The 25,496-nt window shown below is 54.7% G+C and carries 21 protein-coding genes; 18 read left to right on the top strand and 3 right to left on the bottom strand.

Translation table 11 applies throughout. The annotated features are described in order from the left end of the window. Window positions 1-90: 90 nt before the first annotated feature. Entirely contained in the window at window positions 91-2,667 is a 2,577-nt protein-coding gene (locus BT114_RS06425; protein WP_143142778.1) for a penicillin-binding protein 1A, read from the bottom strand. A gap of 245 nt (window positions 2,668-2,912) precedes the next feature. Here BT114_RS06425 and pilM point away from each other — a divergent pair, with 245 nt between their 5' ends. From pilM to BT114_RS06375, 10 genes are all read left to right on the top strand, one after another. Beyond that, on the top strand, window positions 2,913-3,992 hold the full coding sequence (pilM, locus tag BT114_RS06420; protein WP_245770403.1) for a type IV pilus assembly protein PilM: 1,080 nt from the start codon (window positions 2,913-2,915) through the stop codon (window positions 3,990-3,992). Further along, complete coding sequence (locus tag BT114_RS06415; protein WP_072325518.1) at window positions 3,989-4,534, top strand: PilN domain-containing protein; 546 nt, start codon at window positions 3,989-3,991, stop codon at window positions 4,532-4,534. The genes pilM and BT114_RS06415 overlap by 4 nt, the downstream gene beginning before the upstream one ends. Then, window positions 4,531-5,253 carry a type IV pilus inner membrane component PilO gene (locus BT114_RS06410; protein WP_084661967.1) on the top strand — a complete coding sequence of 241 codons (723 nt, stop codon included), beginning with the start codon at window positions 4,531-4,533 and terminating at the stop codon, window positions 5,251-5,253. Before BT114_RS06415 ends, BT114_RS06410 begins: the two co-directional genes overlap by 4 nt. Next, window positions 5,250-5,780 (top strand): pilus assembly protein PilP, encoded by a 531-nt coding sequence (locus tag BT114_RS06405; protein ID WP_072325517.1) that lies wholly within the window; start codon window positions 5,250-5,252, stop codon window positions 5,778-5,780. Before BT114_RS06410 ends, BT114_RS06405 begins: the two co-directional genes overlap by 4 nt. A gap of 70 nt (window positions 5,781-5,850) precedes the next feature. Then, entirely contained in the window at window positions 5,851-7,557 is a 1,707-nt protein-coding gene (locus BT114_RS06400; RefSeq protein ID WP_177247053.1) for a type IV pilus secretin PilQ, read from the top strand. Beyond that, a complete protein-coding gene (aroK, locus tag BT114_RS06395; RefSeq protein WP_072325515.1) occupies window positions 7,557-8,096 on the top strand; it encodes a shikimate kinase AroK in 540 nt (179 codons plus the stop codon). The genes BT114_RS06400 and aroK overlap by 1 nt, the downstream gene beginning before the upstream one ends. Before the next feature lie 23 nt (window positions 8,097-8,119). Beyond that, the gene (gene aroB / locus BT114_RS06390) at window positions 8,120-9,208 is read left to right on the top strand and encodes a 3-dehydroquinate synthase (protein WP_072325514.1); all 1,089 of its coding nucleotides are present in this window, start codon (window positions 8,120-8,122) and stop codon (window positions 9,206-9,208) included. Between the two features lie 140 nt (window positions 9,209-9,348). Then, window positions 9,349-10,992, top strand: a complete 1,644-nt coding sequence (locus BT114_RS06385) for an AAA family ATPase (RefSeq protein WP_072325513.1) — start codon at window positions 9,349-9,351, stop codon at window positions 10,990-10,992. A 331-nt stretch (window positions 10,993-11,323) separates the two neighbouring features. Further along, complete coding sequence (gene gltB, locus BT114_RS06380; RefSeq protein ID WP_072325512.1) at window positions 11,324-15,832, top strand: glutamate synthase large subunit; 4,509 nt, start codon at window positions 11,324-11,326, stop codon at window positions 15,830-15,832. Window positions 15,833-15,877: 45 nt separating this feature from the next. Beyond that, window positions 15,878-17,311: an FAD-dependent oxidoreductase gene (locus BT114_RS06375; RefSeq protein WP_072325511.1), complete on the top strand. Its 1,434-nt coding sequence runs from the start codon at window positions 15,878-15,880 to the stop codon at window positions 17,309-17,311. Here the strand turns inward: BT114_RS06375 and BT114_RS06370 are convergent. Both BT114_RS06370 and BT114_RS06365 read right to left on the bottom strand, forming a co-directional pair. After that, on the bottom strand, window positions 17,296-18,147 hold the full coding sequence (locus BT114_RS06370; protein ID WP_143142777.1) for a PP2C family protein-serine/threonine phosphatase: 852 nt from the start codon (window positions 18,145-18,147) through the stop codon (window positions 17,296-17,298). The genes BT114_RS06375 and BT114_RS06370 overlap by 16 nt on opposite strands. Before the next feature lie 102 nt (window positions 18,148-18,249). Then, window positions 18,250-18,999, bottom strand: coding sequence for a GntR family transcriptional regulator (locus tag BT114_RS06365; RefSeq protein ID WP_245770402.1), 750 nt, complete (start codon window positions 18,997-18,999; stop codon window positions 18,250-18,252). A 147-nt stretch (window positions 19,000-19,146) separates the two neighbouring features. Between BT114_RS06365 and BT114_RS06360 the strand changes: the two genes are divergently transcribed. The 8 genes from BT114_RS06360 to BT114_RS06330 all read left to right on the top strand — a co-directional run bounded on the left by BT114_RS06360 (window position 19,147) and on the right by BT114_RS06330 (window position 25,460). After that, window positions 19,147-20,193: an aromatic ring-hydroxylating dioxygenase subunit alpha gene (locus BT114_RS06360; RefSeq protein ID WP_072325509.1), complete on the top strand. Its 1,047-nt coding sequence runs from the start codon at window positions 19,147-19,149 to the stop codon at window positions 20,191-20,193. A 68-nt stretch (window positions 20,194-20,261) separates the two neighbouring features. Then, window positions 20,262-21,233, top strand: coding sequence for a PDR/VanB family oxidoreductase (locus BT114_RS06355; RefSeq protein WP_072325508.1), 972 nt, complete (start codon window positions 20,262-20,264; stop codon window positions 21,231-21,233). Window positions 21,234-21,352: 119 nt separating this feature from the next. Continuing rightward, window positions 21,353-21,481, top strand: a complete 129-nt coding sequence (locus BT114_RS15280) for a hypothetical protein (protein WP_281249023.1) — start codon at window positions 21,353-21,355, stop codon at window positions 21,479-21,481. A gap of 30 nt (window positions 21,482-21,511) precedes the next feature. Continuing rightward, window positions 21,512-22,144 carry a PAS domain-containing protein gene (locus BT114_RS06350; RefSeq protein ID WP_072325507.1) on the top strand — a complete coding sequence of 211 codons (633 nt, stop codon included), beginning with the start codon at window positions 21,512-21,514 and terminating at the stop codon, window positions 22,142-22,144. Further along, window positions 22,125-22,535, top strand: coding sequence for a hypothetical protein (locus BT114_RS06345; RefSeq protein ID WP_072325506.1), 411 nt, complete (start codon window positions 22,125-22,127; stop codon window positions 22,533-22,535). Before BT114_RS06350 ends, BT114_RS06345 begins: the two co-directional genes overlap by 20 nt. Then, on the top strand, window positions 22,532-23,299 hold the full coding sequence (gene fabI, locus BT114_RS06340) for an enoyl-ACP reductase FabI (RefSeq protein WP_072325505.1): 768 nt from the start codon (window positions 22,532-22,534) through the stop codon (window positions 23,297-23,299). Before BT114_RS06345 ends, fabI begins: the two co-directional genes overlap by 4 nt. Continuing rightward, window positions 23,292-25,109, top strand: coding sequence for a phosphodiesterase (locus BT114_RS06335; protein WP_072325504.1), 1,818 nt, complete (start codon window positions 23,292-23,294; stop codon window positions 25,107-25,109). The genes fabI and BT114_RS06335 overlap by 8 nt, the downstream gene beginning before the upstream one ends. Before the next feature lie 69 nt (window positions 25,110-25,178). Next, window positions 25,179-25,460 carry a hypothetical protein gene (locus tag BT114_RS06330; protein ID WP_072325503.1) on the top strand — a complete coding sequence of 94 codons (282 nt, stop codon included), beginning with the start codon at window positions 25,179-25,181 and terminating at the stop codon, window positions 25,458-25,460. Window positions 25,461-25,496 lie beyond the last annotated feature (36 nt).

The following is a 25,496-nucleotide window of genomic DNA, read 5'->3' as shown; positions in this document are numbered from 1 at the left end:
TGATTCACGCAATGAGCACAGACCAGACCAGACCAGGCCAGACCAGACCAGACCAGACCAGGTGCAATGGTTAATCAGGCTTCTCAAAACTCAGAACAGGGCTTCCGGTGCCGGAATCAACACCGGCTGCGATGGCCTTGCTTCACCACCACTCTCACCCGTTGACTCATCGCTGCCAGTGCGTCTTTCTGCCAGTGCCTCCGGGGCTCGCTCACGGTAAAAGATTTCAAACATGGCATTCTGCTGGCCCGGACCCGCTCGCAAGCCGGTTTCTGGATCAATGCGCACAGTCACCAACCCTTCCGGGCGCTCCAACACCTGCTCAGACTGACCACGCAAAGCAACCCGCATGAAGTTGATCCACATCGGTAGCGCCAGGTTGGCACCATACTCGCCCGTACTGGAGGGCTGATCAAAACCGGCCCATACAGTGGCCACCAGATCACGATTAAAGCCCGAGAACCAGGCATCGTGCAATTCATTGGTGGTACCAGTTTTACCGCGAATATCACCACGATCCAGCGCCTGGGCACGGCGCCCGGTACCATCATCAATAACATCACGCAGAATGGAGTGCATGGTGTAAACCGCACGCGGGTCCACCACGCGCTGCGACAGCGGATAAGTCATGCCCGACAGGGTGATGCTTTCCTGTTCCTCAGGGCAATTGCGACAGACGCGACGATGCACTGCCTGATAAAGTAAATCACCGTCATTGTCTTCTATCCGGGCCACCAGCCAGGGATCAATCGGATAACCACCATTGGCCAGGATGGCATAAGCCCGGGTCATTTCCAGCGGGGTGACGTTAGCACTACCCAAGGACAGGGATAGATCACGCGGCAGGCGTTCGCGCTCAAAGCCAAAACGGCTGACATATTCAATCGCGCGCGGAATGCCAACATAGTTAAGCACACGGATTGAAATCAGGTTACGAGATTTATACAACCCTTCGCGCAGGCGTGTCGGCCCATAAAAAGTACCGCTGGAGTTTTGTGGCCGCCAGACATCTTCCAGTTGCTGATCTTCAAAAACCACCGGTGCATCATTGATGATGGTAGCAGGCGTATAACCCCGCTCCAGGGCGGCCATATACACAAAGGGTTTAAACACCGAGCCAGCCTGGCGTGCAGCTTGTTCGGCACGGTTAAAACGGCTCTGGTTGAAGTCAAAACCACCTACCATGGCAGTGATGGCACCGGTTTCAGTTTCCATCGCCACCAGTGCCGCTTCAAGTGCTGGCAATTGAGACAATACCCAGGGTTGCTCGGCACGATCACCGGTACGCAGGCGCACCAGATCACCTCGGGCCACCAGACGATGGCCAGCCGGTGCATTACGGTCCTTCCAGAAGGGCGAGTGATAACGTCCTGCCCAACTCCAATCTTCAGGTTCCAGATCAACCAGTTGGCCACCACGTCGCACCAGCCGAATACGCTCAGCTTCACTTTCAACCACGATGGCCGGCTGTAAACCACCAAATACCGGCGTGGCATCCAGCACCCTCAACCAATGGCTGACATCAATACCCAGCTCAGCTTTGAGCCTTTCTGCACGCGGGTCTTGCAAGGCCTGTTGAACCTGTTCAAGGCCTGATTCAGTGGCCTGCAGCTCTGCCAGCGCATCCGCTTCCAACTCCAGTTGCTGCTCAGTCAAGGGGATAGCTTCACGCTCAACACCACGCCAGCCTCGACGCTGATCATAGGCCAGCAGGCCATGGTTGATGGCATGATTGGCTGCCAACTGATGATCGGCGCGCACACTGGTATAGACATTCAGGCCACGGGTATAGGCTTGATCACCAAACTGCTGCAAGGCAAACAGGCGAGCTGACTCGGCAACATAGGGTGCATGGATATCCCGCTCTGGCGGGTGAAAACGAGCGGTGATCGGCGCACGAATGGCCGTCTCATAACTCATGTCGTCCACCATGCCAAGGCCATACATACGCGACAAGATCCAATTACGACGGATCAGGGCGCGGCGCGGATTAGCCAATGGATTATAGGCAGAAGGTGCTTTTGGCAGACCGGCAATCATGGCCGTCTGGGCCAGGTTTAACTCATGCAGCGGCTTGCCGTAATAAACCTCTGCAGCGGCCACAATCCCGTACGCACGATTACCCAGGTAAATCTTGTTTACGTAAAGCTCCAGGATCTGCTGCTTGGTGAGTAGCTGCTCCATCCGTAATGACAAGAGGATTTCACGGATTTTACGGGCAAAGGTGCGATCACGTGTTAACAGATAGTTACGAGCGACCTGCATAGTGATGGTAGAGCCACCGGACTGTATCTGACCAGAATCCAGCAACTGTACCGTGGCACGGGCCAACCCCCTGACATCCACACCGGGATGCTGATAAAAACTGGCATCTTCCGCCGCCAGCAATGCATCAATATAGCGGCGCGGGATGTCTTCGTAAGCAATGCGCGTGCGACGATGCTCACCAAACTCAGCAATCAGCAAGCCTTCCGCCGTAAAAATACGCATCGGCATTTCCAGCTGTTCATTGAGCAGCGCCTCAATATCCTGTAACTGAGCCACCTCCTCATGCAGGCCTGGCCAGAAATACAGCACCACAGCCAGTGCCCAGATAGCCCCAAGACTGGAGCCAGCCAGCAGCAACCAGAAGAGATTTTTAAACAGCTTCTTTAAAACTTGCATCATTTACCTGCGGTGTGGTCTGCCAAACCTGATTTTCAGGCATACAAAAAACAAGAAGATGATCCAGGACAAGCCTGAATCAAACCTTTTACTCCAAAATCGCCCCTCATGAGGATACAGAGTGAAACCAAGATGCACTTAATCTCATTTGTTACAACAAAAGTTTGCATTGCATCTTACGCTCTGATACAAAATCAAGTGGAAGATTCACAATCCAACCTCGTGCCAGCAAGGACTAGATCGCCGTCATGCTCAGGATGCCAGAACTCACTTTTCTACGCCCGAAAAAGCTGCCTCTGATCGGCGTTGACATTTCCTGCTCAGCTGTAAAGCTGCTGGAAATCCATCCACACGGCGACAAGCTGCAAGTTGCCAGTTATGGGGTTGCTCCACTTGAAGGTGGAGCTGTCAGTGATCGACGAATCAAGGATTATAAATCCGTTGCCCGAAGTATTAAACGTGTCATGGATCGGACAGAGCCAAGTACCACACGTACGGCTGTTGCTGTTCCCACCGCCAACGTCATAACGCGCACACTGAGTTTGCCGCGAGATCTGGATGACGAGGAAATGGAAGCCCAGGTACTCACTGAGGCAGACCAGCACATTCCCTATCCGCTAAACGAAGTGTCGATTGACTTCACCCGATTGCCACCACTGAATCCGGATGACGAAAACCAGCCCGTATTGCTGGTAGCCTGCCGGAAGGAAACCACCGACCAGCTTGATCAGGTACTTGAGGAGGCCGGCTTGGAGCCTGTGGTGATTGATGTTGAAAACTACGCCATGGAACGCTCGCTCGGGCTGATCCTGCAGCAGTTGCCTCGTCATGAAGACAGCCAGATTGTGGCTGTCGCTGACGTTGGTGCCACCATGACCACACTGAACGTCCTGCGTGATGGTGAAATCATTTACAGTCGTGATCAGATCTTTGGTGGCAAACAACTGACTGACGAAATTCAGCGTCACTATGGCCTGTCACGGGAAGAAGCTGGTTTTGCCAAGAAAAAAGGCAACCTTCCTGCTGACTACTGGACTGAAATCCTGGAGCCTTTCAAGGTTGCCATGATCCAGCAGATCGAGCGCCAGCTGCAATTGTTTTATTCGTCTTCATCCTATCACGACATTGATTATCTGGTTCTGGCTGGCGGCTCATCTGCCATAGAAGGTCTGCCCGCGATGGCTCAACAGCAGATAGGTTCACCAGCCTGCGTAGCCAACCCTTTTGCCAACATGACACTTAGCGACAAGGTCAATGCCGCAGCGCTGGCACAAGATGCACCAGCCATGATGATTGCCTGCGGCCTGGCCATGAGGATTCAATCATGAGCGTCGGAATCAACCTTCGCCCCTGGCGCGAGGAACTGCGCCAAAAACGTCAAAAGACCTTTGCCAAACAGGCAGGTTTTGCCCTGATTGCCGGTCTGTTGGTCAGCGCACTGATGTGGCAGGCCAGCCAACAGTCCATTGACTCGGCACGCCAGGAAAATGCTGTCATTCGACAGCAGATGGCCATTCTGGATCGCGAAATCCGTGAAGTCATCGAGTTACGCGACAAACGTACCCAACTCCTGCAACGCATAGATGTGATTCAAAAGCTGCAGCAGGAACGCCCCACCACCATTCAGGTGATGGATCAGTTAACCGCAAGCCTCACCGATGGCGTTTACCTGACCGATGTCCGGCGTAATGGCAACCAACTGACCATCAACGGCATTGCCCAGCCACCCCAGGCAGTGTCCAACTGGATGAGAAGCCTGAGCACTCAACCACGTTTCAATGAACCAGTGCTTCGCACCTTGAATGCCAATGAGTCAGCAACTGCTGCACGTTTTGATCTGATTCTGCCAATCCAGGGAGGGGCACAATGAGCAAAACAAAACTGCAATGGCCAAACGGCCTCAAGCTCAACCCGGAGCTGCGGCGTTTGATTCGTCACTGGTTTGCAGGTCAGTGGCGAGCCATCAAGCGCCTGGAGAAGGATGACCTTGATCTGACACGCTCCGGACAGTGGCCAGACTCGGTAAAAATCCTGAGCCTGCTGCTACTGGCAGGGGCCGTGGTTTATGCCAGCCACTGGCTTGTATTGAGTAAAAACGGGGAAGAATTGGCTCAGGTTCGTGCTGAGCAGGATCGCCTGTTTGAGGAATACCGCACCCGCTCCTTTCAGGCTGCAAACCTGGCTGCCTACCAGCAACAGATGCGCATTATGGAAGAGACTTTTTCGGGACTACTCGCTCGTTTGCCCGTTGCCAGCGAGGTTCCGCGACTGCTGGATGATATCCAACTGCAAGCCGAGCGCCAGCGCCTGGAACTCCAGGCACTTACACTGCGTAACGCCCAGCCACGCGACTTTTATTCCGAGCTGCCATTTGAGCTGGAGGTACGGGGAGACTATCACCGCATTGCCAGTTTTATGGCAGGAATCGCCAGCCTGGATCGGATCATCACCCTGCACGACTTTACCCTGACCCCAGTAAATACTGGCTCACAAACACTGACGTTAACCTTGCAAGCCCGTACTTACCGCTATGATCAGGCACGCGCTACCCAGACCGTCTCTGCTGCCAATGCAGGAGGTCGTCAATGAGCACGCTTAAAAAATATTCAGCCATACCGTTCATCCTGCTGACGGCAGCTTTACTGTCTGCCTGTGGCGATCGTCCCAAGGTTGATCAGGTTAACGCACGCCTGGTGGAGCTGCGCAACAGCCCGCAGGGTCGCATTGAGCCGCTTCCAAACTACCCGGAACCGCTGATTGCCGAGTACACCCAGCAGCGCCAGCGCGACCCCTTTACACCCAGTCAATTACTGCTGCAAACCATTGCTTCAAGTTCGCCGCTTGCACCAGACCTGAGTCGTCCGCGCACAGCACTTGAGCAGTGGGATCTAAACCAGCTGACGTTTCGTGGCAGCATGCAACGTGGTGGCGATATCCGTGGACTGATTCTGGCACCTGACAACCAGCTGTTCACCGTTCGCACCGGAGACAAAATGGGACGAGACCATGGCACGATCACTCACATCAGTGGCAGCACAATAACCCTGCGGGAAGTGGTTAGTGATATCAGTGGTCAGTGGCAAGAACGTGAACAACAACTCTTTATATCCAGGTAAGGGAATCAACATGACTGTCTTTTCCTACAGAGCATCTAAACTTATCGCATTACTGCTGACCGGTCTGCTGATGCAATCCCATGCCCTGGCCAGCGAACGCGTCCTGATTGGCCTCGATTTCCAGCGCACGTTACAAGACAGCTCGCGCCTGGTTTTGCAGTTCTCTGAACCAGCCCCCTTACCTGAAGCCATTCAAAATCGTCAGGGACTGTTATTGCGTCTGGTTGGTACCGAAATACGCGCCGACCTGCAAAACATTTATGACACCAGTGATTTTGCAACGCTTGTCACCAGCATCCAGCTCGAGCAACGTGGTCGCATTGCTGAAATCCAGTTGGATGCCCGCGGTGAGTACAGCTACGTACTAAATCAGGCTGAAAACCAGTTGATGATTGAACTGGCCCCAACACCCGTGAAAACCACTGAAACAGCCGCTGGCCCACGCTTTCGTTATACCGGTGAAAAAATCAGCCTGAATTACCAGGATATTCCCGTTCGCCAACTACTTGGGCAGCTGGCTGACTTTCTGGGCTTGAACCTGATCGCCAGCGACAGTGTCACTGGCAACATCACACTACTACTGAATGACGTCCCGTCAGACCAGGCGCTGGACATCATCCTGACCACCAAAGGTTTGGCCAGCCGCCAACAAGGCAACGTCTTACTGGTTGCACCTGCTGCACAACTGGTCGCACTGGAAGAAGAGCAACAGCGGGCTACTCAGTCGGCTGAAGTCAGCGTTCCACTGGAAGATGCCTTTATCCGAATCAGTTATACACGTGCAGCAGATATTCATCGTTTTATCATGGGTGATCAGCAATCATCACCCTCAGCAACAGTGCTCAGTGGACTTTCCAGTACTTCTGAGGTTTCGCCTGCAACCCTGGCTACCACTCGGCGCTTTATGTCATCACGCGGCCATCTCCTGGTCGATGAGCGCACCAACACCCTGTATGTACGTGACACACCCGAACAGGTTGCGCGTATCCGCGACATTGTCCAAACTCTCGATATACCTGTACAACAGGTCATGATTGAAGCGCGTATTGTTGTTGCACGCTCTGGTGTGAGCAATGAACTGGGGGTCAGTTGGGGTGCGTCACGTGCAACAGGCAGTGCTCGCGCTGGTAACCTGACTACCGAGAGAACGCGTAGCCTGGGCGCCATGGACAATGAGCAATCCCTGAATAGCAACAGAGGCGGTACTATTGATTTCAACCCCTCTAGCGGTGTGAACTTTGGTTTTGTAAGTAACAATCTGATCCTGGATCTTGAGCTGGCCGCTCTGGAAACAGAAAACCGCAGTGAAATCATTTCCCAGCCCCGCGTGATTACCTCTGACCGGGTGAAAGCGGTTATCCGCTCCGGTGAGGAAATTCCCTACGAAACAGTCAATGCTGACGGCGAGCGTGCCACTGCATTCCGCCAGGCTGAACTGCGCCTTGAGGTCACTCCAAACATTGTCAGTAATGGGCGGATTTTCCTGGAGCTACAGGTCAACAACGACAGCAAGGGTGAAGAAACCTTGCGCGCTGGCCCGACCATCAACACCAATGCAGTCGAAACACAGGTACTGGTGAATAACGGTGAAACGCTGGTCATTGGTGGTATTTTCACCTCACAGCAACTCAATGCCGTCGCCAAAACACCTTTCTTTGGTGATCTTCCTTTGGTTGGCTGGTTATTCCGTCGTTCCTTTAGCAGCAATGAGAAAGTAGAATTGTTAGTCTTTATTACCCCAAGACTTATCAATGACACTACTCTGGCCAGAAACTGATGCAGGATGAACCCCGCTGCGACCGCAATACCAACATTTTCCTGATCGGCCCCATGGGGGCCGGCAAAAGCACGCTAGGACGCCTGCTTGCCAGCGCTTTGAAGCGCCCCTTTTATGACTCGGACAAGGTCATTGAGGATCGCTGTGGCGCTGGTATTCCCTGGATCTTTGATATCGAAGGGGAGGAGGGTTTCCGGATCCGCGAAACTCAGGTTATTGAAGAGCTGACTCAAGAACAGGGCATCGTTCTGGCTACCGGTGGCGGGGCCGTTCTGAAACCCGAAAATCGCAACGCCCTGCATCAGCGGGGTTTTGTCATTTTTTTAAGAACAACCGTTGAGCAACAACTGGCTCGCACCAACAAAGATCGTAATCGTCCACTGCTGCAAACAGAAAATCCACGTCAACGCCTTGAACTCATGCGCGAAATTCGTGATCCTCTCTATCTGGAAACCGCTCACCTGGTCATCGATACTGATCAGCGCCCACCACGCCAGGTGATGCTGGATATCAAAAAAAAATTGCTTAACCTTCTCTGAACCCTGCTCGACCGGACACTCACATGCAAACCCTGAAGCTAGAACTGGGAGAACGCAGTTACTCCATCCACATTGCTCCCGGCCTGCTGCAACAGCCTCAGCTCATCCTGCCGCAACTGCGCGGCAAACAGGTGCTGATTGTCACCAATACCACAGTAGCTCCGCTTTATCTGCAAACACTCACCAGTAGCCTGCAACAAGCCCGCCCGGATCTGGATATTCGCCACTGCATTCTGCCGGATGGCGAAGCCTATAAGGACATCACCCACCTGCAACTGATCTGGGATGCACTGCTGGAAGCAGGTTTTAACCGTCATGCAACACTGGTTGCCCTGGGTGGCGGTGTCATCGGTGATATGACTGGCTTTGCAGCAGCCTGCTACCAGCGCGGCATTGCTTTCATTCAGGTTCCAACAACACTGCTGTCTCAGGTGGACTCTTCAGTGGGTGGTAAAACGGGCGTTAACCACCCTCTGGGTAAAAACATGATTGGTGCCTTCTGGCAGCCTCGCGCTGTCATCATTGACACCAACACGTTAAAAACCCTGCCACAACGTGAAGTGGCTGCAGGCATGGCAGAAGTCATCAAATACGGTCTGTTGGCCGATGCCAACTTCCTGGACTGGCTGGAACAGCACATGGCGGCGCTGATGGCTGGTGATCCTGTGCTTTTAGCAGAGGCTATCGCTCGCTCCTGCCAGTGCAAGGCTGATATTGTTGCTGAAGATGAGCGGGAAAGCGGCAAAAGAGCCTTGTTAAACCTGGGACACACCTTTGGCCATGCCATCGAAACAGAAATGGGTTATGGTGTCTGGTTGCACGGTGAAGCTGTCGGCTGTGGCATGTGGCTGGCAGCAGACCTGTCACGTCGATTAGGTTGGTTAACAGGCAAAGAGCTGCAGCGCATTGAACAGCTACTCTTGGCAGCCAGTTTACCGGTTCGCCCCCCTGCAAAGATGAGTGTGGATGCCTTTCTGCGCCATATGGCTGTGGACAAGAAAAATCTGGATGGCCAACTGCGTCTGATCCTGCTTCAGAAACCCGGTGAAGCGGTCTTGATGGACTTCAAAGAAACCAGTCTGCTGCGTCAATGTCTGAGTGATGCGCTTTAATCAAACAGCAACAACCAAGAAGCCGCTTTGCTCTTACAAAAGTGCACCTGTTTTAACCAGTTGCGCGTTACGCTCAGGTGTCTGTTATGATTAAATTTATTTTTTTACAGCCTCGCATCAACGACTAGGGAGTCGCTGGCATGCAATCCAGGGAACCATCACTGAGCAGTCAGGCGCCTGAACACGACTATCTGCTGCAGTTGGAACACATCAATGATTCTGCCGTGTTTTATCCCGGCAGACAGCATGGCAAGCACCTCGATCTGCTGCTGCACCTAAGCCGTTACAGCAATCTGCTGCTCACCGTAACCGGCCCATCGGGCAGTGGTAAAACGCACCTGAAAAACCGTATGGTGCAACAACTCGACTCAGGTGTTCGTTGTGCACAACTGGATGGCAGCAAAGTCTGCAAAGGCAGTCAGCTTTTAACTACCCTGGCACACCAATTCAAACTGGAAATACCACCCAAAGCCGATGCAGCGCTCTACATCAGCGAACTTCGCAGCTTTGCAGGCCAGCTCAACGAGGAAGGTGGCAGCTGCCTGATTCTGATTGACAGGGCTGAGCAACTGGAAGCCGATGCACTCAATATTGTGCTGGAACTGGCTACCACTGCCAATGACAGCAAGCGCCCGCACATTGCCCTGTTCGGCAGGGAAGCACTGTTTGATGAACTACACAACAAAACCAACCAAACCCGCTTTGAGTCTGTCGGCCACCACCTCCCTCTGGAAGCTTTCACGGAAGTGGAAGCCAGAGGCTACCTGGAACACCGCTGCCACAGCGTAGGGCTTGAACACCTGCCCTTGGATGACAGGCAGTTTCATCGTGTTTATAAAGCGGCCATGGGTTGGCCTGGACTGCTGAACAAAGCACTCATTGATGAGCTGCAGCAAGCGGCCAGTCAACAACCGCGCGTAGAAAAAAAACCAGCCAAACCCGCCCCGGCCAAAAAGAAAAAAAGCGCCAAAACACCACTCTGGCCACTGTTTGCAGGTGCTGTTGTTATGGCAGGCCTGGTTGTAGGCTTTTTATATCAGGATCGCTTTCTGCCACAATCACCCACCCCGGATCTGAGCATTATCTCGCGCTCCCAGGAAGTACGGCGTGAAGCCTGGCAACCGCTACCCCCCATCCCCGACCCTGCTGATGCAGAGGTGATTGAACACGAAGAAGGCACCACCACAGATACCAGCACCCAAGCACTGGAAGAGTCCGCTGCAGCCGAAGCAACACCACCCTCTGTTGAAGCAGTGCAACCTTCGGCTACCCAGCCAACCGAGACAGCTCAAGCGGCCTCGCCCGAAATGCCGGACGCAACCCCCTCGACTGTAACACCGCCGAGCACTGCACTGGATCTACCGGGTGACACCCCCGCCACTGCACCGCAAACCAGCGCACCTGTTACACCAGCACCAGCACCAGCACCAGCACCAGCACCAGCACCCGTTGCCAGTAGTACAACATCACCCTGGCAGGATCAAGGTTTTCGGCGCGAAGCCTACCTGATGTCCAGACCATCGGGACACTTTACCCTGCAGATGATGGGCAGCCTGGATGAATCCAGTGTGCGCAGCTTCATCCAGGCACAGAGTGATCGCAGCCAATTTTCCTACTTTGAAGGCCGCTATCAAGGTCGCCCCTGGTATGTTGTGGTTTACGGTGATTATGCCAATCGTGAACAGGCACTGGCTGCCATCCAGAACCTACCTGAAGCACTGCGCAACCAGCGCCCCTGGGCCAGAAGCTTCCAGAGCGTACAAAACGATATCCGCAGCCGCTGACCGGCATCACCTTGTACCATCCACCACAAAACCGCTGCCTGTCAGCGGTTTTTTTCTTGCCCAAATAACGCACTCAATGCACACCACATTAATGCGCAAACTGTCAAGCGCACCAAAACAGAACACAAAAACAATTTTAATAACCAAAAAGAATTCATATCAGCATAATGATTCCACGAGGTTTGAAAATTACAAAAAAATTGTGTTTTTAGCCCTTTTTTCGTTTGTTCCAGTGTTTTGACTGCGTGTAATATCTGCATCATCAAACACAAAAGGCATAGGCATTGCAAAATTTGCATAACACCGAGCCAGAACAACGAGAGACCCGCTTATGAATTCTCTTGCACAAGAGCACCAGAAAGCAGCAGGTGCACCAAAACAGGATCACAACCCCGGCCTTTATCGCAAAGGTGAGTTTCGTGACAATTGTGGTTTCGGCCTGATCGCCCAGATGCACGGTGAGGCCAGCCACGACCTGCTGAAAACAGCCATTGGCTCACTGACCGCCATGACCCACCGCGGCGGCATTGCTGCTGACGGAAAGACCGGCGACGGCTGCGGCCTGCTGTTCAAAAAGCCTGATGCTTTCCTGCGCGATGAAGCACAGAAGCTGTTCGAGCAGGACATGAACGAGCGTTACGCCGTGGGCATGGTATTCCTGTCACAGGATCAGGCCACCTACCAGAAGGGTAAACAGGCGCTGGAACAACAGATTCATGCTCAGGGCCTGGAAGTGGTGGGTTGGCGTGCAGTGCCGACCGACCCATCCGTCTGTGGCGAAATTGCGCTGGCCTGCATGCCGCGTTTTGAGCAGATTTTTGTTAATGCTCCCGAGGGCATGGAAGAGAAAGAACTGGCTGTTAAGCTGTTCATGGCCCGTCGCCGTGCCGAAATGGCCATGAAAGGGGACGAACACTTTTATGTGGCCTCCCTGTCCAGCAAGGTGTTGTCCTACAAGGGCCTGACCATGCCGGTGGATTTGCCGGTATTTTTCAAGGATCTGGGTGATCAGCGTCTGGCCACCTCCATCTGTGTGTTCCACCAGCGCTTCTCCACCAACACCGACCCCAAGTGGCATCTGGCTCAGCCCTTCCGTTACCTGGCACACAATGGTGAAATTAACACCATCGAAGCCAACCGCAACTGGGCCAATGCACGTAAAAAGAACTTTAAAAACAAACTGCTGCCAGACATCGAAACCCTGGATAAAGTGGTTAACACCGAAGGCTCCGACTCCTCCAGCATGGACAACATGCTGGAAGTGCTGCTGACCGGTGACATGGACTTCTTCCAGGCGGTGCGCAAGATGATTCCCCCAGCCTGGCAGAATGTTCAGACCATGGATGGCGATCTGCGCGCCTTCTACGAATTCAACTCCATGCACATGGAACCCTGGGACGGCCCTGCCGGTCTGGTCATGACCGATGGTCGTTACGCCCTGTGCATGCTGGACCGTAACGGCCTGCGTCCGGCCCGATTTGTGATCACCAAAAATGGTTACATCACTGTGGCCTCCGAAATCGGCGTGTGGGATTACAAACCTGAAGACGTGGTTTACAAAAGCCGTGTCGGACCAGGCCAGATTCTGGCTGTGGACACCCTGACCGGTGACATCCTGCATACCAAGGATGTGGATGACAAACTCAAGGCCGCCAAACCTTACAAACAGTGGCTGCGTGAACAGTCCACCTACCTGGAGTCCACCCTGACCGAAACCGGCCCGCGTTTCGAAGCAATGGACAAGCAGGAACTGGCTGCCACCATGAAGATGTTCAACGTCAGCCTGGAGGAGCGCAATCAAGTGCTGCTGCCACTGGCGGATTCCGGTCAGGAAGCCGTGGGATCGATGGGTGATGACACACCGATGGCCGTACTGTCGAAGAAGGTGCGTCACGTTGCCGACTTCTTCCGCCAGAAATTTGCTCAGGTCACCAACCCGCCGATTGACCCGCTGCGCGAAGCCATTGTGATGTCGCTGGAGACTTGCATTGGCCGCGAAATGAACGTGTTTGAAGAAGGCCCGGAACATGCCAACCGCATCATTCTGACCACTCCGGTGCTGTCACCGCGTAAATTCAAGTCGCTGGTGGAAGATGACCGCCCCGGCTTTGCCGAGCATTTTATCCAGTTGCAGTTCAACCCGGCGGAAATGGGCCTGAAACAGGCAGTGGAAAACATCTGCCAGCAGGCAGAAGATGCCGTGCGCGCCGGCAAGGTACTGCTGGTGCTGTCGGATCGCACTCTGGAAAAAGGCAAGATTCCGGTTAATGCCGTACTGGCCACTGGTGCTGTGCATCATCGCCTGATGAGCAAGGGCATGCGCTGTGATGCCAACATCATTGTGGATACCGGATGGGCGCGTGACTCCCACCACATGGCCGTGCTGTTTGGTTTTGGTGCCACCGCCATCAACCCCTGGCTGAGCTATCAGGTGATTGCCGACCTGCACCGCAGTGGCGAACTCCAGGGTGAACCCGGTGACACCCGTCGTGCCTACCGCAAGGGCATTCAGAAAGGCCTGCTGAAAATCCTGTCCAAGATGGGGATTTCCACCCTGGCGTCTTACCGTGGCTCTCAGCTGTTTGAAGCCATCGGTCTGGATGATGAAGTGGTTGAACTCTGCTTCAAGGGTGTTGCCAGTCGCATCCAGGGTGCCGGTTTTGCCGACCTGCAGATGGACCAGGAACTGCTGGCTGAAACTGCCTGGCGTAAATCGGCCCCCATCACTCAGGGCGGCCTGCTGAAATTTGTTCACGGCGGTGAATACCACGCTTACAACCCGGACGTGGTCAAGGCCATGCAGGAAGCCGTGCAAACCGGCAGCTACGATGCCTGGAAACGCTTTGCCAGACTGGTCAACGAGCGTCCGGCAGCCACCCTGCGCGACCTGATGAAGCTGAAAAAAGCTGACCAGCCGCTGTCACTGGACGAAGTGGAAAGCATTGAATCGCTGCTGCCGCGTTTTGACTCGGCAGGCATGTCACTGGGCGCACTGTCTCCGGAAGCCCATGAAGCCCTGGCTCAGGCCATGAACGAACTGGGTGCCCGCTCCAACTCCGGTGAAGGCGGTGAAGACCCGGCCCGTTACGGCACCATCAAGTCGTCCAAAATCAAGCAGATTGCTTCCGGTCGTTTTGGTGTCACCCCCGGCTACCTGGTGAATGCCGAAGTCTTGCAGATCAAGGTTGCCCAGGGTGCCAAGCCCGGTGAAGGTGGCCAGCTGCCCGGTGGCAAGGTGAATGCACTGATTGCCCGTCTGCGCCATTCGGTGCCTGGTGTCACCCTGATTTCACCACCGCCGCACCACGACATCTACTCCATCGAAGATCTGGCACAGCTGATATTTGACCTCAAGCAGGTCAATCCTCAGGCGCAGGTTTCGGTGAAACTGGTGTCCGAACCGGGTATCGGCACCATTGCCACCGGTGTGGCCAAGGCTTATGCCGACCTGATCACCGTATCCGGTTATGACGGCGGCACTGCAGCTTCCCCGCTGACCTCCATCAAATACGCCGGTTCCCCCTGGGAAATCGGTCTGGCCGAAGTGCAGCAGGCACTGCGCATGAACAAGCTGCGTGACAAGATTCGCCTGCAGACGGATGGCGGCTTGAAAACCGGCCTGGATGTCATCAAAGCCGCCATTCTGGGTGCTGAAAGTTTCGGTTTTGGTACCGCCCCGATGGTGGCACTGGGTTGCAAATACCTGCGCATCTGCCACCTGAACAACTGTGCCACCGGCGTTGCCACCCAGAACCAGGCACTGCGTGATGAACACTTCCGAGGCACCGTGGAGATGGTGAAAAACTATTTCCGCTTCATTGCTCAGGAAGTACGTGAAATCCTGGCTGAGCTGGGTGTGAAACAGCTCACCGACCTGATTGGCCGGGTGGATCTGCTGGAAGTCATCGAAGGTGAAACCGAACGTCAGGGCAAGCTGGACTTCAGCCGCATGCTCAACAACGATGACGTACCGGCAACTGCCCCGCAATTCTGCAGCATCAGCCGCAACGAACCCTTCGACAAGGGTGAACTGGCCGAGCAGATGGTGGCCGCCCTGCAGGATGCCCTGGATAACAAAACCGGCGGTGAGTTTGAGTTCACCGTCACCAACTGCGATCGCTCCATCGGAGCCCGTATTTCCGGTGAGATCGCCCGCCGTTACGGTGATGAAGGCCTGGCGGACAACCCGGTCACCCTGAAACTGAAAGGGGTTGCCGGTCAGAGCTTCGGAGTATGGAATGCCCGTGGCCTGAACCTGTTCCTGGAAGGGGATGCCAACGACTATGTCGGTAAAGGCATGAACGGCGGCAAACTGGTGCTGGTACCGCCACAAGGCAGTGCTTTTGCCAGCCACAAGACCTCCATCATGGGCAACACCTGCCTCTATGGTGCCACCGGCGGCCACCTCTATGCTGCCGGTCGTGCCGGTGAGCGTTTTGCGGTGCGTAACTCCGGTGCCACGGCCATCGTGGAAGGGGCCGGTGACCACTGCTGTGAATACATGACCGGCGGTCTGGTGTGTGTACTGGGTGACACCGGTTACAACTTCGGCGCAGGCATGACCGGTGGTTTTGCCTACGTGCTGGACCTGGAGCGCAGCTTTGTGGACAAGTACAACCACGAACTGGTGGATCTGCACCGCATCAACACCGAACAGACGGAAGCCTACCGCAACCATCTGCGCAGCATGATCCAGACCTTTGTTGAGGAAACCAACTCCGCTTGGGGCCGCAAGATCCTGCAGGAGTTTTCAGACTTCATTCGCCACTTCTGGCTGGTGAAGCCCAAGGCCGCCAATCTGGCTGACCTGCTGAAAACCACCCGTCAGAGCGCCCAGTGATTCCGGTAACCGCGACTCAGGTAAAAGTTGATTGAGGAAAATGTCATGGCCGAGCGTCTGCACTATCCAGTTGAAAAGAATGATTTCCAGTTTGTTGATGTGGGCCGCAAGGACCCGGCAAAAAAGCCGGTGTCCCTGCGCAAGAAAGCCTTCATCGAGATTTACGATGTATTCCAGCCGAAAGATGCCAGCCAGCAGGCCCACCGCTGCCTGGCCTGCGGCAACCCCTATTGTGAATGGAAGTGCCCTGTGCACAACTACATTCCCGACTGGCTGAGGCTGGCCACCGATGGCAACATCATCGAAGCCGCTGAACTCTGCCACACCACCAACACCCTGCCGGAAGTCTGTGGTCGCGTTTGCCCACAGGATCGCCTGTGTGAAGGTGCCTGCACCCTTAACGATGGTTTTGGTGCCGTCACCATTGGCTCGGTGGAGAAGTACATCACCGAAACCGCCTTTGCCCAAGGCTGGCGTCCCGACATGAGCCAGGTCGAATGGACCGACAAAAAAGTCGCCGTGATTGGTGCCGGTCCGGCCGGTCTGGGCTGTGCAGATGTCCTGGTACGCAACGGCGTCAAACCGGTGGTGTTCGACAAGTACCCGGAAATCGGTGGCCTGCTGACCTTCGGCATCCCCGAGTTCAAGCTGGAAAAGCAGGTGATGAGCCGTCGCCGCGAAATCTTTGAAGGCATGGGCATCGAATTCCGCCTGAATACCGAAATCGGCAAGGACGTCAGCATGGAAAAACTGCTGGAAGACTACGATGCCGTATTCATGGGCATGGGCACCTACAACTACATGAAAGGTGGTTTCCCCGGTGAAAACCTGCCGGGTGTGTATGACGCACTGGATTTTCTGATCGCCAACGTCAACCGCTGCCTGGGTTTTGAAAAGGATCCGGCGGACTACATCAGCATGGAAGGCAAAAAAGTGGTGGTGCTGGGTGGTGGTGACACCGCCATGGACTGTAACCGCACCTCCATTCGTCAGGGCGCTAAAAACGTTACCTGCGCCTACCGCCGCGATGAAGAAAACATGCCCGGCTCCCGCAAGGAAGTCGAAAATGCCCGCGAGGAAGGCGTGAAGTTCCTGTTCAACCGCCAGCCAATTGCCATTGTCGGTGAAGGCAAGGTGGAGGGCGTGAAGGTGGTTCGCACCCAGATGGGTGAACCGGATGAAAACGGACGCCGTAAACCTGAAGTGGTGCCCGGCTCTGAAGAAATCCTGCCGGCGGATGCGGTACTGGTTGCCTTCGGCTTTAAAGCCAGCCCGGCAGAATGGTTCGACAAACACCAGATCAAAACCAACGACTGGGGCCTGGTGATTGCACCGGAAGAAGCCCGCCACCCCTTCCAGACCAGCAACGAAAAAGTCTTTGCCGGTGGTGACATGGTGCGCGGTTCCGACCTGGTGGTCACCGCCATCTGGGAAGGCCGCCAGGCCGCCCAGGGCATCCTGTCCTACCTGAAAGTCTGATCCAGCCTAAGCTTCTCCCCGGTGCAGCGGGGAGAAGCTGCCTGCACCTGCTGCAGGTCCAGAAGGAACATCGAGATGTCATCAAGCAGCGGGGCCAGCCCCCTGAATTCGTGCAAGGCACCGAGGATGCTGGGAAATAGCCGGTCATCCTCCGGCTGTTCCAGGTATTGCAGCATGGCCAACTGTCCCCAGCACTGACCGCTTTCATCAACCTGATCACAGAGCCCGTCACTGAATCCGAACAGATAACCCTGATCAGGCAACTCACAGGTGTGCCACTGCATGTCCGGCTGTTCAAGGATACCCAGTGCCAGATTGCGGGAATGAAAACGGCGACAGGCATTGCCTTGCTGATCCAGCAGCAGCAGTGGCGGCATACTGCCATTCCACACCTGCAACTGCCGGGCGGCAGGATCAACTTCTACCAATGTGGCAGCCACAAAACGGTCATCCGGCAGTAGCTGGCAGAGTTGCTGATTGAGTGTTGTCACCAGCTCCTGTAAGGTCTGGCTCTGATCCACCGACTGCTTGAATACACCGGCCAGCGGCAAGAGTGTCAGGGTAGCGGATAAACCATGGCCGGTTGCATCGGCATGCAGAACCATGATTCGACCACAAGGGGTGGGGCGGGCCAGTATCAGGTCGCCACAAAACTCACCAGAGCTGTGAATGAACTGTCGGAACCCCTGCTGCCAGTCTTTTTCACAGGTCAGCAGGTGGGCATAAAGCAGCTTTGCAGCACTGGTGTTTTCTTCCAGTTGCTGACGCAGCCTGAGCCGATCACCGGAAAAGGCTGCTGTGAACAGTTGCTGCAATCGCGCCTTGATACCTGTCACACTCTTCTCCGCACTGAATCGGTAACAGATGCCAAGCTAGCAAGACAATCAAACAGGTGTTTTGATTCCTGTCAGCAATTTGTCATCAAGGCAGTAAGAAGATCACGATTCAAGCGCTTCCGGCAAACCGAACAGTCCGCCATAACGCAAACCGATGTAGGCATGTTCACGCATCAGCATTTCAGCACGCGCGCCCTCCCCCATCACCAATGCCTGAAACACCATCTGGTGCTGCAGGTGAGCCAGATGCAATTTTCTGAATTCCCGATCCACGTGCCGGGTGTCAAAGATGATGGAGTCGGATGAAGCAAAGGGCAGGTGGCTGTTGCGTGCAATGGCATCAGCAATGGCGCGGCTGCCAGCTCCCTTCACGATGACACCATGAAACCTTGCGTTGATCTCGCTCCAGTTGAGCAGATCCACCTCTGTCGGGTGCTCCTTTGCAAACAGCGCATCACCATCATCAATACACTGCTGTAAAGCCGCCTTGTCAGTGACTGTCAGTCCCGCTTCAGCCATTTTCCGGGCAGCCAGGCCTTCCAGCACGCCCCGGATTTCCAGACCACAGATCACGTCTTCGCGGGAAAAGGCTCGCACCACAAAACCCTGCTTGCCGGCTTTTTCCAGCAAGCCTTCCTGCTCCAGTGTCCGAAAGGCCAGTCGAATGGGTGTGCGTGAGACACCCAGCATTTCTGCGACCTGAACTTCGCCCAGTTTTTCTCCGGGCTTTAAATGCCCATCACTGATGAGTTTGCGAAGGGTGGATACTGCCACTTTGCTGACACCACTCATATCAAGTGCACTCTGATTGGTTGAAATACAGCCGGGATTGTCCTTTGCGGTAAGGTTCAAGGCAAGCATCTGAAGGAAAAAAACCAGGACAGGATAAGAACAATGGATCCAATAAATTGATTTTTATTGTCTAGAAGCAATAAATAACCTATCTTTGGATCCACAAATACAAAAGCGGTTATCCAAACCGAACAGGAGGAGCACACCATGAGCACTCAGCAGTCCTGGCCGAAAAACACCTGGTACGTGGCCTGTACATCAGACGAAGTGAACAGCAAACCCCTGGGCCGCCAGATCTGCGGCGAACGCATGGTTTTTTATCGCACTCAAGGCAATAAAGCCGTTGCCATTGCCGATTTCTGTCCCCATCGCGGTGCCCCGCTTTCGCTTGGATTTGTCAACGAACAGGGTGATCTGGTCTGTGGTTATCACGGTCTGGTCATGAACTGTGACGGCAATTGCAAATCCATGCCCGGCCAGCGAGCTCAGGCTTTTCCCGGTGTGCGCAGCTACCCGGTGGAAGAACGCTACGGTTTCATCTGGGTATGGGCTGGTGATGCAGCACTGGCAGATCCCGATCTGATTCCGGATTTCAACTGGTTTGATGATCCCGAATGGGCTTATGGTGGCGGCCTTTACCACATCAACTGCAACTACAGACTGATGATCGATAATCTGATGGATTTAACGCACGAAACCTATGTACACGCCACCAGCATCGGTCAGCCGGAAATTGAGGAACAACCCCCGGAGTCCTTCAAGGATGGTGACACTGTTGTCACCCGGCGCACCATGGAAAAAATCCCCGCGCCGCCCTTCTGGCAAAATGCCCTGCGCTTTAATGATCTGGATCCGGATGTGCCGGTCGATCGCTGGCAGATCAGTCGCTTCACCCCACCCAGCCACATCATGATCGAGGTTGGTGTGGCTCATGCCGGTCATGGCGGTTACAACGCACCGGCAGACAAGAAAGCATCCAGCATAGTGGTGGATTTCATCACTCCGGAAACGGAAACCTCCATCTGGTATTTCTGGGGCATGGCGCGCAACTTCAAGCCGCATGACACGGCATTGACCGAGACCATTCGTGAAGGTCAGGGCAAGATCTTTGCAGAAGACCTCGACATGCTGGAAGCTCAGCAGCGTAACCTGCTGGAAAACCCTGATCGACCATTGCTGAAACTGAACATTGACGGTGGCGGGGTTCTGGCGCGGCGCATGCTGGACAAAATCCTTGCTGCGGAACACCCCTGATCATCCATGACATCCCAGACGGGCAATGACGGGCCGTTTCCAGGTAACACGGCCCCGGAGAAATGAACATGAAAAAAACCAGCCTCAGCATGATGGTTCAGGTGCTGCAAAAGAAAACTCTGGCCACCGACATTGTGCAGTTTGATCTGGTGGATCCACACGGGCGGGAGTTGCCGCCGTTCACGGCAGGCGCCCACATTGATGTGCAGGTGAACAGCGAACACCTGCGCCAGTATTCCCTCTGCAACAACCCTGCTGATCGCCACTGCTACCGGATTGCAGTGCAACGGGAACACCCGTCTCGCGGCGGCTCCCTGGCCATGCATGAGCAGGTGCAGGAAGGGGATCTGCTGCAGATCAGTGCGCCCCGCAATCACTTTGCACTGAACCCGGATGCCAGTCACACGCTACTGGTTGCCGGTGGCATCGGCATCACCCCGATTCTGGCGATGGCGAAGGAACTGCATCAGAATGGCCGCTCGTTTGAACTGCACTATTCAGCCAGAACCCCGGAACAGGCCGCGTTTGTCACTGAACTGGAATCGTCTCCCTTTGCGGACCGGGTGATCTTTCACTTCACCCGGGCAGGTAAAAGCCAACGGATCAACCTTGCAGACCTGTCAGCCAATCCGAGGCCGGGGGTCCACTTTCATGTCTGCGGGCCGGAAGCCTTCAATGAGGCCGTGATCCATGCCTGCAAGCAGGCTGGCTGGCCTGCAGAACAGCTGCACACCGAATATTTTGTCGGCTCCACTGTGGACAGCGGCACGGATGACTGCTTTGAAGTCCAGCTGGCGCGCAGCGGCATCAACCTGACCATTCCTGCAGACAGAAGTGTTGCCGAGGTTTTGATTGATCACGATGTGGATTTACTGACGTCCTGTGAACAAGGCATCTGCGGAACCTGCATCACCCGGGTGCTGGACGGTATACCGGAACATCGGGACCGCTACCTGACTGAGGAGGAAAAGGCCACCAATGACTGCTTCACACCCTGCTGTTCACGCTCCAGATCAAGGGTGCTGGTGCTGGACCTCTAAGTGATCACCGGCATGGATGCCGGAAGCAGCAGCCCCTTTGCTGCCAGCCAAAGGTTTCATGACCCTGCAACAATACCGCGGCATGCTGAGGGTGTTTCCCACCACTCAGGAGTGCTGCCATGATGTTTTTTAATCCCCTGCTGGTCAACCAACTGGCCCGGATGATTCGTCAGTTGCAGAAGGAGGATCACTGTCAGCAATTCATCATGCAGTGGTTGTCATTCTGTCACTTAGGCACGGCAAGCTGAGCCTGTCCACTTCAGGTACACGGAGGCATCATGAACAGGCCACTCAACTTGTCACAGTCCCTACCCAATCCTTTTGTACCTCGCTTGAAAACAGCCGCTCAGGCAGCAGCACCAGCCGTGTTGAAAGCTGATTCCAGAATCAGCCTCAGCGACAGCCTGCAACAATCCCAGGAAATCCTGATTGCTGTGATCCGCACGGATGCACGGGGTGTCATGCAATATGCCAGCCCAGAGCTGGTGGAGTTGACCCGGCTTGAACCTGATCAGGTGGAGGGTTATCACCTGTCACACCTCTGGTCAGCCAGCTTGCCACGCACCATCACTGATGGTTTGTATCTGAAAATGAGTCAAGGGCAGAGTTTCACCGGTTTTCTGCTGCTGAATACACCTGACCACCAATGGACTTTTGTCAACGCCACACCTGAATACCTCAATAATCAGTTAAATGGTTATTGCCTGATTTGCCGCCGTGTACCCCTTCGTGCACAGCAGCAGTTACAGCCCCTTTATCAACAACTCTTGCAACTGGAAGCAGAACCTCATGAAGGCAGCCTGACCAGCCAGTTACACATGCAACGCTGGGCTTCTCGCATGGGACACGATCTCTGTCAGGTGATGCGTCGTTTATTCAAGGAGCACGGCCATGCAAACCAACTTTCCTGATACTCACCGCCAACGCATTTCATGGCTGGTACTGATCAGCCTCAGTTGTGGTCTTGCCAGTCTGGTGTTGTTACTGCGCGGAGAATCTGGCTGGGCAGCCGTGTTATCAGCCTTGTCGCTGCCCTGCTTATTGCTGATCCAGCGCCTGATCCATCAACTGACCTGTCAGCTGCAGCAACTCAGTGAAGTCTTGCATCAGTGTCGCAAGGGGAATCTTGGTCTCAGGGTGCGTGAACAACAAGCCAGTCATCAGCACGAAAGTGGTTACCTGGCACGCCAGTTAAACAGCTTGCTGGATCTGGTGGAAACCTCCCTGGAGCAGCTGCGCCAGCAACAACAGGATCCTAACCCTCAAAACACCACAGGCAACCCGGACAGGAGCCAGGCATGAAACCTTTGATGCAAGGAAAAAAAGTACTGATTGCCGGCATCGCCAATGACCGGAGTATTGCCTGGGGTTGTGCAAAAGCCCTACACCAGCAGGGTGCTGAATTGGCCATCACCTACCTGAATGAAAAGGCTGAACCCCATGTTCGTCCTCTGGCTGAATCACTGGATGCTCGCATGATCCTGCCAATGGACGTCACCCAGCCCGGCCAGATGGCCCGGGTTTTTGAGGCCTGCCGGGAGGTCTGGGGGGAACTGGATGGAGTGGTGCATTCGTTGGCTTTCTGTCCCCTGCAGGATCTGCATGCCCCATTATCCGATTGCTCGCGTGAAGGCTTTCTGACCGCCATGGATGTGTCTTGTTACAGCTTTATTGAAATGGCTCGCCACGCCCGCAGCCTGATGCCCAACGGCGGTGCGCTTATCAACTTCAGTTACCTTGGCTCTGCCATCACCACCGGGGATTATAATGTCATGGCCTGCGCCAAGGCCGGACTGGAAGCAGCAACCCGTTATCTGGCAAGGGATCTGGGGCCACAAGGCATTCGTGTCAATTGCATTTCACCTGGCACCATTCCAACACGCGCCGCCAGTGGCATCCGCGATTTTGATGCCATGCTGGAGCACAACCGCCGCCATTCCTGTGATGGTCAGTTGCCAACCATTGACGAAGTGGGTGGCGCAGCCCTGTATTTCCTCAGTCACCTGTCAGCTGGCACCACAGGGCAGATCCACTATGTGGATCATGGAGTTTGTATCCATGGATGAACCACTGCTGACCAGACCTGATGCCACCTCACGACAACAGGGCGCATTACAGGACATCCTGCAACAAGGACGTTTATTGCCCCTGTTCCAACCGGTGGTCAGCCTGAGAGAAAAGTGCTTCTACGGCTGGGAGGCTTTAATTCGCGGCCCGATGGAAAGTTACCTGCATCATCCCCTGGAGCTGTTTCGTTGTGCTCGCCAGGAGGGCCTGCTGGTGGCACTGGAACAACTCAGTCGGGAAAAATCCCTGGCCGCCTTTGCCCGGCAACAGCTGCCTGGCAAACTCTTCATCAATGCCTCACCGGATGTATTAACAGAGCCGGATCACGAGCCGGGCCAGACACTGGAACTGGTGCAGGCATCTGGCCTGGAACCCGGTCAGTTGGTCATCGAACTCACCGAACAACAACCGGTGCATGACTTTGAGTTGATGAGGAGGGCCATCAACCACTACCGGGAGATGGGGTTCCAGATCGCACTGGATGATCTGGGTAATGGTTATTCCGGTCTGCGGCTCTGGTCTGAGTTGCGCCCGGACTATGTCAAAATTGATCGCCATTTTGTGCATCAGATATCCCATGATCGGGTCAAACAGGACTTTCTGCGCTTTGTACTGGATATGGCACGCTCGGTCGGATCAACAGTGATTGCCGAGGGTGTCGAAACCCAGGCTGAAATGCAGATGCTGCTGGACCTGGGCATCAACCTGGTGCAGGGCTACCACTTCTCTCGCCCTCAGTCACATCCAGCCCACCAACCGCCACCGGCACTGTTGGACATCAGCCCGCCAGAACCCCTCGATAATAATGAGGCCGATCTGGCCACCAGCCTGTTACGCAAGGTTCGCAGCATCAGTCCTGATACCAGCGTGGCCGAAGCCGTGGAAATCTTCCGCCAGGATGAAGAGTTATTTTCACTGCCGGTAGTGACTGCCAATGACCTGCCAATCGGGCTGCTGCTACGCAATCAGTTGATGTCCACACTACTGCGTCCCTTCGGTCAGGAGCTCTATTACCGTAAAGCAGTCACCTGCCTGATGCATGAACAACCGCTGATTGCAGAAGCCGATCAACCCCTGGAAGCCATCAGTCAACGCATTACTGAACGCAGCCGGGAGCATCTCGATGATGACTTCATCATTGCCCGGCAAGGACGTTACCAAGGCATTGGTCAGGTGGTTGATCTGCTGCGCATCATCACCGAACTGAAAGTTCGCAGTGCCCGCCAGGCCAATCCATTAACCCTGCTGCCCGGTAACGGTCCCATTCAGGACACACTGAATGCCTGGCTCAAACGCCAGGACCCTTTGGTGGTTTGTTATCTGGATCTGGATAACTTCAAGGTTTTCAACGACACCTATGGTTATGTGCTGGGGGATGAACTGCTGAAACGTCTGGGTACCATCCTGCAGCAATACCTGCACCCCCACGATGACTTCATCGGACATATCGGCGGTGATGACTTTGTTGCCATCTGCCGCAGTAAAGACTGGCAAGAGCGCATGTTATGCGTGCTGCACGATTTTTCACGCCACTCCCTGGAGTTTTACAGTGAAGCAGATCGTGCTGCCGGTGGCATTCATGCCAGGGATCGTTTTGGTGTAGAGCGTTTTTTCTCTTTTGTGGGGGTGTCCATTGCCGCCCTGCAAGCACCAACCGATGCCGGTATCACCGCCCACATGCTGGCCGCGGAGGTATCTCATCTGAAACATTTTGCCAAGCAGCTGGAAGGTTCCAGCCTGGTATTACAGCAGGGAGCACAACAACGGGTACTCTGGCCCAGTGAGTCTGCACCTCAGGATTATCAGTGAAATTGGTACTCCGGTTGGCCGGAGTGTATGCTTGATCTTTTACATCCGGCCATTACAGGAGCTTTCACCATGTCACAACTTCCCCGTCTGCAGGGCATTACCCCGGATGGACAGGTCATCGACCTGCCAGAACTGGCCGAGATCCAGATCAATTGGGATGAAGGCCTGCCCGCCACCCTGTTACTGAGCCCAGAGCACCTGCCAGGCAACAGCCTGTCGCTGGAAGTTGGTAGCCAGGAAGATGAAGAAGATCACATTGAAGAATACGGTGTGCTGGTTCTGCGTCCAGGCTCCTGCAATGTGCTGGATATTGAAGTGGAAACCCATCGCCTGGATGAAGATGAAGACTGATTTTTAGTCACTTCAACCTGGCATTAAGGCCCCGCT

The sequence above is a fragment of the Marinospirillum alkaliphilum DSM 21637 genome, from assembly GCF_900119735.1.
In the GTDB taxonomy this organism is placed as follows: Bacteria; Pseudomonadota; Gammaproteobacteria; order Pseudomonadales; family Halomonadaceae; genus Marinospirillum; species Marinospirillum alkaliphilum.
This window is presented reverse-complemented; position numbering and strand designations above follow the sequence as displayed.